The sequence below is a fragment of the Streptomyces sp. NPDC050625 genome (assembly GCF_040654755.1).
Taxonomy (GTDB): domain Bacteria; phylum Actinomycetota; class Actinomycetes; order Streptomycetales; family Streptomycetaceae; genus Streptomyces.
Genome location: NZ_JBFAIQ010000036.1, coordinates 38,310 through 51,373, shown reverse-complemented (window position 1 = coordinate 51,373; position 13,064 = coordinate 38,310). Strand labels below are relative to the sequence as shown.

Annotated in this window: 11 protein-coding genes; 8 read left to right on the top strand and 3 right to left on the bottom strand. The window is 72.4% G+C overall.

What is annotated here, in order from left to right:
• Nucleotide 1: 1 nt before the first annotated feature.
• Complete coding sequence (locus tag AB0I54_RS41545) at nt 2-1,324, bottom strand: TerD family protein (RefSeq protein WP_363301553.1); 1,323 nt, start codon at nt 1,322-1,324, stop codon at nt 2-4.
• A 301-nt stretch (nt 1,325-1,625) separates the two neighbouring features.
• Here AB0I54_RS41545 and AB0I54_RS41540 point away from each other — a divergent pair, with 301 nt between their 5' ends.
• The 4 genes from AB0I54_RS41540 (at nt 1,626) to AB0I54_RS41525 (ending at nt 6,395) form a co-directional block, all read left to right on the top strand.
• Nucleotides 1,626-2,093: a DUF6643 family protein gene (locus AB0I54_RS41540; RefSeq protein WP_363301539.1), complete on the top strand. Its 468-nt coding sequence runs from the start codon at nt 1,626-1,628 to the stop codon at nt 2,091-2,093.
• 42 nt (nt 2,094-2,135) lie between these two features.
• Entirely contained in the window at nt 2,136-2,960 is an 825-nt protein-coding gene (locus tag AB0I54_RS41535) for an MOSC N-terminal beta barrel domain-containing protein (protein ID WP_363301538.1), read from the top strand.
• A 231-nt stretch (nt 2,961-3,191) separates the two neighbouring features.
• Nucleotides 3,192-3,797, top strand: a complete 606-nt coding sequence (locus AB0I54_RS41530; RefSeq protein ID WP_363301537.1) for a hypothetical protein — start codon at nt 3,192-3,194, stop codon at nt 3,795-3,797.
• A gap of 156 nt (nt 3,798-3,953) precedes the next feature.
• Nucleotides 3,954-6,395, top strand: coding sequence for a right-handed parallel beta-helix repeat-containing protein (locus AB0I54_RS41525; RefSeq protein WP_363301536.1), 2,442 nt, complete (start codon nt 3,954-3,956; stop codon nt 6,393-6,395).
• Here the strand turns inward: AB0I54_RS41525 and AB0I54_RS41520 are convergent.
• Nucleotides 6,365-8,761: a hypothetical protein gene (locus AB0I54_RS41520; RefSeq protein ID WP_363301535.1), complete on the bottom strand. Its 2,397-nt coding sequence runs from the start codon at nt 8,759-8,761 to the stop codon at nt 6,365-6,367. The genes AB0I54_RS41525 and AB0I54_RS41520 overlap by 31 nt on opposite strands.
• Nucleotides 8,762-9,056: 295 nt before the next feature.
• Here AB0I54_RS41520 and AB0I54_RS41515 point away from each other — a divergent pair, with 295 nt between their 5' ends.
• Both AB0I54_RS41515 and AB0I54_RS41510 read left to right on the top strand, forming a co-directional pair.
• The gene (locus tag AB0I54_RS41515; RefSeq protein WP_363301534.1) at nt 9,057-9,890 is read left to right on the top strand and encodes a DeoR/GlpR family DNA-binding transcription regulator; all 834 of its coding nucleotides are present in this window, start codon (nt 9,057-9,059) and stop codon (nt 9,888-9,890) included.
• A 70-nt stretch (nt 9,891-9,960) separates the two neighbouring features.
• Nucleotides 9,961-10,425, top strand: a complete 465-nt coding sequence (locus tag AB0I54_RS41510) for an SRPBCC family protein (protein ID WP_363301533.1) — start codon at nt 9,961-9,963, stop codon at nt 10,423-10,425.
• Between the two features lie 85 nt (nt 10,426-10,510).
• Here the strand turns inward: AB0I54_RS41510 and AB0I54_RS41505 are convergent, their stop codons facing one another.
• Nucleotides 10,511-11,635 (bottom strand): PLP-dependent cysteine synthase family protein, encoded by a 1,125-nt coding sequence (locus AB0I54_RS41505; protein WP_363301532.1) that lies wholly within the window; start codon nt 11,633-11,635, stop codon nt 10,511-10,513.
• Nucleotides 11,636-11,992: 357 nt separating this feature from the next.
• Between AB0I54_RS41505 and AB0I54_RS41500 the strand changes: the two genes are divergently transcribed.
• Both AB0I54_RS41500 and AB0I54_RS41495 read left to right on the top strand, forming a co-directional pair.
• The gene (locus AB0I54_RS41500; RefSeq protein ID WP_263205774.1) at nt 11,993-12,316 is read left to right on the top strand and encodes a hypothetical protein; all 324 of its coding nucleotides are present in this window, start codon (nt 11,993-11,995) and stop codon (nt 12,314-12,316) included.
• A gap of 192 nt (nt 12,317-12,508) precedes the next feature.
• Complete coding sequence (locus tag AB0I54_RS41495; protein ID WP_363301531.1) at nt 12,509-13,051, top strand: ATP-binding protein; 543 nt, start codon at nt 12,509-12,511, stop codon at nt 13,049-13,051.
• The last annotated feature ends 13 nt before the right edge of the window (nt 13,052-13,064 follow it).

The window sequence follows — 13,064 nt, the reverse complement described above, 5'->3', positions numbered from 1 at the left end:
GCTACTTCCGGCCGGGGGTCCAGTTCATGCCCCACCCGTAGGCGCGGTCGACGGTCCGCTGCGGGCTCACTCCGCGATCCGGCACCAGGTATCGCGCCTCGCGCTGGACGACGAGGTCGGCGCCCGTGTTGGTGATCAGGGCGAGCGCGCACACGGTGGAGGGGACGGTGCACTCGTCGAGGGAGAAGTCGACGGGGGCGCCGTGCTGCGGCTGGAGCGTGACCGTCGCGTGCAGGTCCGCGAAGGAGGAGGCGCCTTCGTAGATGGTCACGAAGATGAGGATGCGCCGGAAGTCGCGGGTGTGGTCGAGGTTGACGGTGAGGTTCTCGCCGCTCGCCACGGCGCCGGTGCGGTCGTCGCCGTCGAGGTGGATGTACGGGGGCCGGTGCAGCGATCCGAAGGCGTTGCCGAGGGCCTGTACGACTCCCTTGCGGCCGTCGGCGAGTTCGTACAGGGCGCACAGGTCGAGGTCGAGGTCTCCCTGCGCCGCGCCCCGCCGGCCGCCCCAGCTGGGGAACTGCTTGCGCATCTGCCAGTTGAGGTTGACGCGCAGGGTGCCGGACGTACCGCCCTGCTTGGCCAGCGACACCGAGGGGGCCGCCTTGGTGAGCGTCACCTTGCTGAGGCGGACGGGCTGGGCGGGCGGCGCCGACGGGGGCGGAGGCAGATGGACCGGGGGCCCGGACGGCGGGGGGAGGTGGGCGGTGGAACCCGGGGGCGGGGGCATCGGGGCGGGCGGCGCAGGCGGGGGCGGCACGGTCACCGGGGGTGCGACGGGCGGAACGGTGGGAGGTGCCGCGTGCTGCGGCTCGTCCACGGTGATCCCGAAGTCGGTGGCCAGGCCCTCCAGCCCGCTGCTGTAGCCCTGGCCCACGGCCCGGAACTTCCAGCCTCCCTGGCGGCGGTAGAACTCGCCGAGCACGAAGGCCGTTTCCACCGTGGCACCGGGGTTGTCGAAGCGGGCGACCACACCGCCCCGCTCGGCGTCCTGGACCTCGACGTACAGGTCCGGCACCTGCCCGAAGGCGCCGCCGTCCGCGGAGGCCGCGAGGACGACCCGCTCGACGGCGCCCTCCAGGCGCGCGAGGTCGACGAAGAGGGTGTCGGTGACCCGTCCGCCCGTGTTCCGTTTGCCCTCGTGCCGGACCGCGCCGGAGGGGTGCGCCGGCTGGTTGTAGAAGACGAAGTCGCCGTCGGAGCGCACCTTTCCCGCCACGAGGAGCAGCGCCGAGGCATCCGCGTCCGGCACGCCGGGTCCGGAGCGCCAGCCCAATTCGACGCGCAGGGCCTTCGTCGGCACCGGCGCATTCGACCCTTTCGGCATTGACATGTACGCCCCCATCTCCTGTGTCACCCCGCCGGGCCGCACCCCGGCCGTGGGTTTCCATCCCTACCCGCCCAACCTATTCCCGAGGGGCGGCGAACTCCCATGGGCGGCGCAGGAAGATCGCTGGCCAACCCCCGGTAACCCGCTGGGAACTCGGCCTCTACACGATCAGAACGCTGATCGCCGCCCTTTTTTGCCAAGTTCGCTCGGATTAGGGATCCCGCGTCACTGCCGACACGGAAAACAACCCTCTTATCGGTCTCCCCAACCAGCACATCGTGGGCTTAACTTATGTGCCATGACCTCCCCCCGCTCCACTTATGGTGGCGGCTACTACTCCGCCTCCTTCCCGGACACCCCGATCTACGACTCGCTCGTGGCCGAGCGGGGCACCCCGCAGATCGCCCCGATCCGGGTCCCCGCCGCCTACGACATGGGTGGCAACCTGCCGGCGATGGGCAGCAACCTGCCCGCGCTGCCCTCGGCACTGCCCGCGCTCCCCGCGGGTCCGTCGCACCACGTCCCCTCCTACGGCTACCCGCAGGCGGCGCAGCCCGCTCCGCTGCAGCAGGCCCCCGCGGCCTACATCCCGCAGCAGGCCACCGCGCCCCGCGGCTATCCCGGCCCGCAGATGCCGCAGATGCAGCAGCCGCCCCGGCCGATGGCGGCGGGCACCGGCTACGAGGCGATGCGTCCCGCGGCTCCGCGGCCCGCGCCGGCTCCGTACCAGGACCCGTACAACCAGCAGCAGTACCGCGGCTACTGAGCGGTCTCCCCGGCTGTCGGTGCCGCCTGGCACCATGGCTTCATGGGGAACGCGATACTGCAGTCGATTCACGTCCACCCGGTCAAGGCATTCCGGGGCATCTCACTGCGGCAGGCCGTGGTGGAGCCCTGGGGACTGTCCGGGGACCGGCGCTGGGCTCTGATCGACGACGGGGGAAAGGTCGTCACACAGCGCGAGCAGCCACGCTTGGCGCTGGCCGCCGCCGAGCTCGTGCCCGGCGGCGGTGTTCGCTTGTCCGCGCCCGGGCGGGAGCCCCTGACGGTGCCCGTTCCTGAACCGTCGGGCACGGTACCGGTGAACATCTTCGGCACCAAGGTGGAGGCGGTCCTGGCGGAGGACGCCGCCGGCACCTGGTGCGCCGACTACCTTGAGGCCGACGTCCGTCTCGTCCATCTGGACGATCCGGCGACCCGCCGCCCGATCGATCCGGACTTCGCCCTGCCGGGCGAGACGGTGAGCTTCGCGGACGGTTACCCGCTGCTGGTCACCACCGTCTCCTCCCTCGACGCCCTGAACTCCCTGATAGCGCAGGGCGAGCACGCCCACGAGGGCCCGCTGCCGATGAACCGTTTCCGGCCCAGCGTGGTCGTGGCGGGCACCGAGGCATGGGCCGAGGACGACTGGTCGCGCCTCGCCGTCGGCGAGGTGGTGTTCCGCGTGGCCAAGACGTGCGGGCGGTGCGTCGTGACCACGACCGACCAGGGCACCGCGGAACGCGGCCGGGAGCCCCTGCGCACCCTGGCACGGCACCGCCGCTTCGGCACCGCCCTCGTCTTCGGCCAGAACCTGGTGCCCACGTCGCCCGGCACGATACGGGTCGGTGACCCGGTACGGATCCTCGACTAGGGGGTGCGGATCCTCGACCAGGGCTCCAGGAACTCGACCGGCACTCCAGACGGGCGCTGTGTTCTGGAGGAGGGGAACCGGACGCCGGGTCCCGGTCGTTGGGATGTGGTGAGAAGTGCTCAAGGGGTCCCGGTCAGAGGGTCAGAGGTGATTTCGCTCTCTCTTCGACCGGCCCGTGGGTGAACGGCTCCGCCGGGGGTTATCACGGAGCGGGAAGGGGGGTGCGGGACTGTGCGAGCAATCAGCGGTCTGTGGCGCTGGCGGCGCAATCCGCTGCGCCGCACGAGCGATCTGGCCGAGGCCTGGGTGGCCCTCGTGGCCCTGCTCCTCATCGTGGTGGCCGCCCCTCTGATCGGTTCGCTCGTCGGGGCGTTGGCACAGGACGCGCTGCAGCAGTCCGTCGTCGACCAGCACCACTCCCGCCATCCGGTCACCGCCACCGTGGTGCGCAAGCTGGACAGCGCCCGCCTGGAGCCCGACCCCGACTCGACCTCGGCGCACGACAGCCGCAGCCGTGTCCTTGCCGACTGGACCGCGCCCGACGGCACCCGGCACCACGGCCCGGTGATGTCGGACCTCAAGTCCCCGCGCAAGGGCGACCACTTCAGACTCTGGACGGACGCGCACGGCCGCGTGGTCGCCCGCCCGCTGGACTCCGCGACGGCGACGACACACGCCGTGCTCGCCGGGTTCGGCGCGGCGCTCCTGACCGCGGGGGCGGTCGAGAGCGGCAGACGGCTGATCGTGTGGCGCATGGTCCGCCGGAGGTACGCGCGTTGGGACCAGGCCTGGGACCGGGCGGGTCCGGACTGGGGCAGGACCGGCACGGGCAGCTGACCGCCTTCCGTCTCTGGTCAACCCACTGCCTGCGCGCACGCTACGGTGGACCGCCGAACCCTTCGGCATCGACCCGCGCGCGAGGGAGTCGTAGGGGCCGTATGCCCCGAAAGCGAACGAGCCATCAGCACGACGAGGTGGGGGCACAGCAACGCCATGGCACAGGGCACGGTCCAGGTGACGCACACCGGCACATCGCGGTGGCGGCGCCGCACGGGTGAGTACTCTTCGCTCGCCGCCGCCCTGGAGGCCGCGGCCGACGGGGACGTCCTCACCGTCGCCCCTGGTACCTACCGGGAGAATCTCGTCGTCGAGCGGGCGGTGACACTGCGCGGGCCCGAGGGCTCGCCCGGTTCGGTACGCATCGCGCCCACGGACGGGGTGCCGCTGACCCTGCGCGCCTCGGCCGTGGTGCAGGACCTGCACGTGGAGGGGCAGGACGCGGCCGCGCCCGCGCTGCTGGTGGAGGAGGGCACGCCGGAACTGCTGGACGTCCGGGTCGTCACCCGGTCCGCCGCGGGAATCGAGGTCCGCGGCGGCGCCCGGCCCACCGTGCGCCGCTGCACCGTCGACAACCCCGCCGGCGTCGGCATCGCCGTACTCGACGGTGGCGGTGGGGTGTTCGAGGACTGCGAGGTGGTCGCGGCCGGCCAGTCCGGCGTCGCGGTACGCGGCGGTGCGCACCCCAGGCTGGACCGCTGCCGGGTGCACCACGCCTCCGGCGCGGGCCTGATGGTCACGGGCGAGAACTCCGCGCTGGAAGCGGTCGGTTGCGAGGTCTACGAGATCCGGGGCTCCGGAGCCCAGGTGACCTCGCGGGCCACCGCACACCTGACCGACTGCGATGTGCACCGCACCACCGCCGACGGCGTCACGCTCGACACGGAGGCCGTGCTCACCCTGGCCGACTGCCGTATCCACGACATCCCGGAGAACGCGGTCGACCTGCGGTCCCGCTCGGTGCTGACGCTGACTCGGACGACCGTGCGTCAGTTCGGCCGCAACGGCCTGTCGGTGTGGGACCCGGGCACACGCGTGGACGCCAACCAGTGCGAGATCTTCGACAGCACGGGCGACTATCCCGCGGTGTGGGTGAGCGACGGCGCCACCGCGGTGCTCGACTCCTGCCGGGTGCACGACGTGCCGGACGCTCTGTTCGTGCTGGACCGCGGCTCCCGCGCGGACGTCGTCGACAGCGACCTGTCCCAGGTGCGCAACACGGCCGTGTCGGTGAGCGACGGCGCCACCGCGCAGCTGGACGACTGCCGGATCCGGGACGCGGCCACCGGCGCGTGGTTCCGGGACCACGGCAGCGGCGGCACCCTCAACAACTGCACCCTGGACGGCACCCAGACCGGTGTCATCGTCACCAAGGGCGCCGACCCCACCATCGAGCGCTGCACGGTCGACTCCCCGGCGGAGGCGGGCTTCTATGTGTCGGCCGGCGGCCGGGGCAGCTTCACCGGCTGCCGGGTGACGGGCAGCGCCGGATACGGCTTCCACGTGATAGACGGATGCCGTACGACGCTGAAGAAGTGCCGCACGGAACGGTGCGCGCGCGGCGGCTACGAGTTCGCCGACGCGGGCCCGGGCGCGGCATCCGGCACGGGCCCGGTCGTGGAGGACTGCACCAGCGACGAGAGCGGGGCCGGGATCGGGCGCCCGGCCGCGGCGGAGCCGGCGGTGCAGACGGCGAACCAGTCCTCCGGTCTGCTGGGCGCGATCCCCGGGCAGCGCACGACCGAACAGGAACCGCTCGTCACCGCCACCGAGCCGGAGAAGCCGTCACGGACCTCCAAGGCCGTGCTCGGTGAACTCGACGCGCTGGTCGGCCTGGAGAGCGTCAAGCGCGAGGTCCGCGCCCTCACCGACATGATCGAAGTCGGCCGGCGCCGCCAGCAGGCGGGCCTCAAGGCGGCCTCGGTCAAGCGCCATCTGGTCTTCACCGGCTCCCCCGGCACCGGAAAGACCACGGTGGCCCGGCTCTACGGCGAGATCCTCGCCTCCCTCGGCGTCCTGGACAAGGGCCATCTCGTCGAGGTGTCCCGGGTCGACCTGGTCGGCGAGCACATCGGCTCCACGGCGATCCGCACCCAGGAGGCCTTCGAACGGGCTCGCGGCGGTGTGCTGTTCATCGACGAGGCGTATGCGCTGTCGCCCGAGGACGCCGGCCGTGACTTCGGCAAGGAGGCCATCGACACGCTGGTGAAGCTGATGGAGGACCACCGGGACGCAGTGGTGGTCATCGTCGCGGGCTACACGGCCGAGATGGAGCGGTTCCTGTCCATCAACCCCGGTGTGGCGTCCCGCTTCTCGCGGACCATCACCTTCACCGACTACGGCCCCGGGGAACTGCTGCGGATCGTGGAACAGCAGGCCGAGGAGCACGAGTACCGGCTGGCACCCGGCTCCCCGGAGGCCTTGCTGAAGTACTTCACGGAGATTCCGAAGGGCCCCGCCTTCGGCAACGGGCGCACGGCTCGCCAGACGTTCGAGGCGATGGTGGAACGGCACGCGAGCCGGGTCGCCCAGGTCGTCGAGCCGACCACCGACGATCTGACCCTGCTCTACGCCGAGGACCTGCCCGAGCTGCCCTGAGAGCCGGCCTCCCCGTCCGGGTCCGGCCCGGCGGGCGGCTCGCCCCGGTGCCGCGGGCCCGGCACATCCGGCCGCAGCCGGGCCAGCAGCAGGGCCCGTTCCTCGGCGAAGGCCGGGTCCGCCTGGTAGTCGGAGTGGCCGAGGATGGGGGCGGGCAGCGGGTGCAGGGCGGTGCGGCCGTAGGCGAGCGGGTCGTGCAGCGGCTCGCGGTCCACCTCGGGCCCGCAGTCGCCGGGCAGTCGGACGGGGCCGCCGATGGGGTCGGTGAGGCGGTAGAGATTGCGCCAGCAGGCGACCTCGCGGTGCAGGGAGCTCAGCGCGGGCGGCCCGAAGTGGGCCGGGAACCAGCGGCCGTACAGGCGCTCCAGCGGGGAGCCGTACGTCAGCAGCGCGACCTTCTTGCGTACGGACGGTTCGAGCTGCCAGGCCGCGGCGGCCGCGAGCACGCTGCCCTGGGAGTGCCCGGAGATGACCACGCGGCCGCCGGTGCGCCGCGTCCAGGTCGCCATCCGCCAGGTCAGATCCGGCACCGCGCGCTCGGCGTAGCAGGGCGGGGCGAAGGGGTGGGCGGCGCGCGGCCAGAAGGTGCCGACGTCCCAGAGGATGCCGATGGTGCGCCGGGCCGAGGCGTCCTTGTAGGCGCGGCGGCCCCAGGTGACGAACAGAATGAAGCCGAGTCCGACCAGCCATGAGCCCAGTGCCTGCGCGGTCTCGGCCGCGCCCTGGACCACGGCGTTGGCGCGCCGGGCCGCCTCGCCGGGGGTCCGCTCGCTGACCTGGGCGCCCGCCAGCGCCCCGGCGCCCAGCAGGAACGTGGCCGCGGAGACGACGGCGACCACGAGGGGTGCCCGGTCGGTGAGGGCGGCCATCGCCCGGGTGCGTGCGATACGGCGGGTACGTGCCGTGTCCTCGGGCTCTCCCCGGTGGCCGTGTTCCACCGTGCGCCGCTCGGCGCGGCTGCGCCGCCAGGTGAGCCAGGTCAGCACCGCGGCCAGGGCCAGCACGGCCAGCAGCAGGGGTGGGATCACCAAGGCCTGCCAGGTCAGCAGCACGGGCGGGCCGGTGAGGGAGCCGCCGGTGCCGTCCAGCCAGTCGGCCACGCGCTGTGCGACACCTCCCGACATCACCCCGCCCAGCGCGCAGGCGAGCAGGGCGACCGCCGGTCCGCCCAGGCCGCGCAGGGCGGCGCGCGGGTCGGGGTGCCGGCGGTGCAGGTCGTGGGCGACCACGCCGAGGGCGATGACCAGCACGCCCTGTGCGAGGGCGATGCCGCCGAAGGCCGTGTCGCCGGGCAGCCGCCCGGTCGAGTGCCACCCCGGCCGCGGCCAGAGCGCGTACACCAGGGTGAGGGCGAGCAGGGCCAGGGCGCCGAGCGGCAGGCGTCGTACGAGGTGCTCGTCGAGCTCCTGGTCGAGGCGGTTCTCGCTGCGGCCCCGGCGGCAGATCACCCCCACCGCGACGGCCGCCCACAGGGCCGTCGCCGCGGCCAGGAGCGGGCCCAGGATCTCCGGTGCCGCGGATCCGCCCGCCCGGCGGTCGAAGCCGAGCACCGGTGTCATGACCGCCGCGGCGACCGTCAGCAGTCCCGCCGTGGTGTGGGCGGCGCGCAGCCGGGCCACCGGGCGGCGGCCGTACCAGAAGCCGGGGCGGCCCAGCGAGGTGCGGTCGTCGTGGTCGTCGGGTCCGGGATCGCGGGTCATCGGCTTCTCGGACTCGTACGCGGCCCAGGTGCGGTGCGAGAGGTACCAGAGCAGGCCGGTGAGCGCGGTCGGGACCAGCGCCGCCACGGCGAGCCGCCGCCCGGGGCGGCTCCACCAGCCGTCGCCGGAGACGGCGGGCGAGAGGAAGCCCAGCCAGGAGTGGTGCCGGGCGCAGGCACCGGTGCCCGCGCACTGCCAGGCAGCGAGGTCGAGTGCCACCTCGCAGGCGGCCGCCACCAGCAGCACCGTCAGGGTGAGTCCCGCGAGGCGCACCAGCAGGCCGTACAGCCGCACCGCCCGTTTCCGGCCGCGTGCGGCGGGGCGCATCCAGTGGGCGAGGTTGACGACCATGAAGGGCAGCAGCAACAACCAGAGGGCGCGGGCTCCGTTGCCGGAGGTGAGGTTGCACCAGACGTACGCCTCGGGCACGGGCGCGTCCCGGTGATCGTCCGGTGCGGACTCCGCGTCGGCGTCGGCGGCGCGCCGGAAGACAGCGGCGGTGTCGTCGCCGGTGATCCGTACCGTTCGCGGGTCGCCGAGCATCTCCTCGGGTGTGGTGCCACCGACTCCGTGGACGAGGAGTTCCAGGTCGGTCCGCGGTCCCCCGGGCCGTGCGGCGAGGCCGTCCGGTCCGTCCTTCGCTGCACGTTCCTGCGCACGTTCCACTGTTCTCGCACTTCCCCCGTGACCCGCCGTCGGCTGTGTCCGTGCGGCCTTCAGGATCTCCGCTCCGGATGCGATGTACACCTCTCGTCACGGAATCTCCCCGGTCCGAGTGACATCCGCCGGGACAGGTGGTGACCGAATGGCATGTGCGCGTCGGTACGGGTAGTGGCGCAACCCGCACCCTCCCGTGAAAGGATGAGACGCCCGCGCACCGGAGAGGGGCGGAACGTCCTGGTAGGGGCAGGTGCGCAGGGCGTGTCGGACGGCTTGTCGAGACGAGAGGACCGGAGCGTACGTGAGTGAGAATCAGAACCTCCTCGCGGAGCAGCGGCGCGCCCTGATCCTGGACGAGGTCCGGCGCCGCGGCGGTGTGCGCGTGAACGAACTGACCCGCAAGCTCGGCGTGTCGGACATGACCGTGCGCCGTGACCTCGACGCGCTGGCCCGCCAGGGTGTGCTGGAGAAGGTGCACGGCGGTGCCGTGCCGGTGGTCGAGGCGAGCACGCACGAGCCGGGTTTCGAGGCCAAGTCGGGTCTGGAGCTCAGCGCCAAGGAGGACATCGCGCGGACCGCGGCCCAGCTGGTCACCCCGGGGACCGCGATCGCCCTGTCGGGCGGTACGACGACCTATGCGCTCGCTCATCATCTCGTCGAGGTGCCCGATCTGACCGTGGTGACGAACTCGGTGCGGGTCGCGGACGTCTTCCACGCGGCGCAGCGCACCTCGGGACCCCGGCAGGGCGCGGCCACGGTCGTGCTGACCGGTGGGGTGCGCACCCCGTCGGACTCGCTCGTGGGGCCGGTGGCCGACCAGGCGATCGCGGCACTCCACTTCGATCTGCTGTTCCTCGGTGTGCACGGGATATCGGTGGAGGCCGGCCTGTCGACGCCGAACCTCGCGGAGGCGGAGACCAACCGGCGGCTGGTGCAGTCGGCGCGGCGGGTCGTGGTGGTCGCCGACCACACCAAGTGGGGCACGGTGGGCTTGAGTTCGTTCGCGGCGCTGGAGCAGGTCGACACCCTGGTCACGGACGCGGGCCTGCCGGCCGAGGCGCGGGCGGAGATCTCCGAGCATCTGCGGCGGCTGGTGGTGGCGGGCGAGACCGACGACGAGGATGCAGACTTCTGACGGACCGTCAGCTAGGGTGACCGGCCAACGGCCCGTTCGCTCCCGTGTCTTCACAAGGGGGTTGTCGTCCATGGCTCACCGTCTGCGCCCGGTGGGGATCGACTTCGTCGAGACCGCCCCCGTACGTCTCGTGTTCGCACAGGAGATCACGGCCGCCCCGGACGCGGTCTTCCGTGCGCTCGCGGAGGACGTGCCGGGCTGGCCGCAGTGGTTCTCGGCGGTGGCCTCCGCCCGGCCGACCGAGGGCGGACGCGAGGTCCGGCTCAGGGGCGGTACGCGCTTCGAGGAGACGGTGATCGTCACGAGGGCGCCCGAGGTGTACGCGTACCGGGTCGACCTGACCAACATCCCGGGCACCCGCGCCTGGGCCGAGGAGTGGCGGCTCTCCCCGGCCGGCACCGGCACACGGGTGCAGATGACCTTCGCCGTCGACGGAACGGCCCCGTTCCGCTTCCTGTTCGGCCTCGCCCGCGCGGGCACGGGCAGGGCGTTCCGGAAGGCGGTCACGGCCCTGGACCGGCGCCTGGCCGGCTAGGGTCCGCGCGTGCCCAGCGCCGCGTGGCGGGCGGGATTGTCGGACGGGCCCCGGGTCCGAGGGCCGGCCGGGGTGAAAGCGCCGCTCAGTCGGGCCAGACGCCAGTCTCCAGCAGGGACTCGATCGCCGCCGCGTACGGCGTGATGTCCAGGCCCTGTTCCGCCAGCCACGCGTCCGAGTAGTACTTGTCGAGGTAGCGGTCCCCGGGGTCGCACAGCAGGGTCACCACGCTGCCCCGGCGGCCCTCGGCGACCATCTCGGAGACGATCTTCAAGGCGCTCCACAGGCCGGTGCCCGTCGAGCCGCCGGCCTTGCGGCCGATGGCCCGCTCCAGGGCGCGGACGGCGGCGACGCTGGCCGCGTCGGGAACCTTCATCATCCGGTCGATGGCACCGGGCACGAAGCTCGGCTCCATGCGCGGCCGGCCGATGCCCTCGATGCGCGAGCCGCAGTCGCAGGTGACGTCCGGATCGCCGGTGGTCCAGCCCTCGAAGAAACAGGAGTTCTCCGGATCGGCTACGCAGATGCGGGTGTCGTACTGCATGTAATGGACGTAGCGCGCGATGGTCGCGGACGTGCCGCCGGTGCCCGCCGTGGCGACGATCCACGTGGGCTCCGGGAAGCGCTCCAACTCCAGTTGCCGGAAGACGGATTCGGCGATGTTGTTGTTGCCGCGCCAGTCCGTGGCCCGTTCGGCGTAGGTGAACTGGTCCATGTAGTGGCCGCCGGTCTCCACCGCGAGGCGGGCGGACTCCTCGTACATCTTGCGTGAGTCGTCCACGAAGTGGCACTGCCCGCCGTGGAATTCGATGAGGCGGCACTTCTCGGCGCTCGTCGTGCGCGGCATGACCGCGATGAAGGGCACACCGATGAGCCCCGCGAAGTAGGCCTCGGAGACGGCCGTCGAGCCGCTGGACGCCTCGATCACCGGACGGCCCGGCCGGATCCAGCCATTGCACAGGCCGTAGAGGAACAGGGAGCGCGCGAGCCGGTGCTTGAGACTTCCGGTGGGGTGGGTCGACTCGTCCTTCAGATACAGGTCGATGCCCCATTTCTCGGGCAACGGGAAACGCAGCAGGTGGGTGTCCGCCGAGCGGTTCGCATCCGCCTGGACCTTCCGGACAGCCTCTTTCAGCCAGCTCCGGTAGTCGGCGTCGCTGTGGTCGACGTCCAGAGTGGCGCCGGTCCGGGTCTGTGGGGTGGTGCTCACGGCGGGGCTCCTTACGCTTCGCGCCGACGGCGCCCGAGGCGGCCGCCACCTCGATCATAGGCAGCTTCCAGACCACTTCTCACCTGCATAAACACACCTTTGGCCAGCCCAAAGAAGCCCCTGGGGCACACCCGTGCGCACACCCGGGGGGCGCATTCGGGCGAGTGCTCCGTCCACTCGCCCCACACACCTCGTGCGTACTGGTGCTCTCCGCAGGCTGCGGGCACACTGCACCGGACGGGACGAACGTCCCGAACGGGGGCGCACACTGGATCACGACACGAGCCGGATCCCGGCGGGCCGCGGCCCACGAGGAATCCGGCACGGCGACCGACGCGCACAAGGGGGCGGGGAAGGATGGCGGAGCCCGAGTTCACGGCCACGGGCGTGCGGATCGGCAAGCGACTGCGGTCGCTCACCCGGGCCGGGCAGGTCCGGATCAGCGACGGCAGGCTGGAGTTGCTCACCAGCTACGGCAGTGAGATCGACAGCGCCCCGGTGCAGGCGGTACGCGCCTCCAGGCCCTGGTTCGCCCCGGACGACCGGGCGTTGGCCGACCTCAACGGCAATCGCTACTCGCTGACTCTGGGCGAGCACGACCCCGCACCGGGCGAGCCGGGTCCGCCCGCCGCACGCCGGTTCATCGAGGCGGTGCGCAGGGCGGCGGGGCGCGGCGGCTGAGCGGCGCCGGTCCGCGGCGAGTTGCGGGAGCGTGACCACTGCGTCACGCTGGTCTCACGTCACTCTGGGTTTACCGGCGATAACGCTGCGAACCAGCCCGCCGGCCACGACAGCAGGCGGCCGCTTGACGCATGCACCCTGCTGGATCCGTTCTCCGTGTTCTTCCGGACCTCACGTCGGGGAGTCGCAGCCGTGATCAGTCATCCGAGCAGGCACTGCACGGTGGAGCTTCAAGCCCTGCCGTCGCGGATCGGCCAGGTCCGCAGAATCGTATCTGCGCAGTTGCGCTACTGGCATCTCGACCCCTTGATAGACCGGGCCGCGCTCGGTGTGACGGAGCTGCTGAGCAACGTCCACCGGCATGCCCAGCCCGACAAGTCGTGCACCGTGGAGATGGAGCTGCTGCTCGACCGGCTCACGGTCTCCGTGCGTGACCACGATCCCCGCCTCCCCGAGGTCTCCGAGGCGGCCGACATCGCACCGCTGGCCACCTGTGGCCGCGGGCTGGCGATGGTGGCCGCGGTGAGCGAGAGCTGGGGGGTGCGCCCCGACGGCGACAACGGCAAGGTCGTGTGGTTCACCCTGCCCGCGCCTCAGGCGGCGAAGCCCAAGCCGGCCCGGCCGCTGCGCCGTGCGGCCGTGGAGCAGCCCGCGCATCCGTTCGCGGAGGCCGGACCGGCGGCCTGCGGCCCGTCTCCCGCGCACGCTCCCGCCCGGTCGGCCGTTGCCGGCTGACCGGGCGGTGACG

Bases quoted from the DNA above. Each gene is read 5' to 3' on its own strand.
- AB0I54_RS41545 (WP_363301553.1), bottom strand. From the start codon at position 1,324: ATGCCGAAAGGGTCGAATGCGCCGGTGCCGACGAAGGCCCTGCGCGTC.
- AB0I54_RS41540 (WP_363301539.1), top strand. From the start codon at position 1,626: ATGACCTCCCCCCGCTCCACTTATGGTGGCGGCTACTACTCCGCCTCC.
- AB0I54_RS41535 (WP_363301538.1), top strand. From the start codon at position 2,136: ATGGGGAACGCGATACTGCAGTCGATTCACGTCCACCCGGTCAAGGCA.
- AB0I54_RS41525 (WP_363301536.1), top strand. From the start codon at position 3,954: ATGGCACAGGGCACGGTCCAGGTGACGCACACCGGCACATCGCGGTGG.
- AB0I54_RS41510 (WP_363301533.1), top strand. From the start codon at position 9,961: ATGGCTCACCGTCTGCGCCCGGTGGGGATCGACTTCGTCGAGACCGCC.
- AB0I54_RS41500 (WP_263205774.1), top strand. From the start codon at position 11,993: ATGGCGGAGCCCGAGTTCACGGCCACGGGCGTGCGGATCGGCAAGCGA.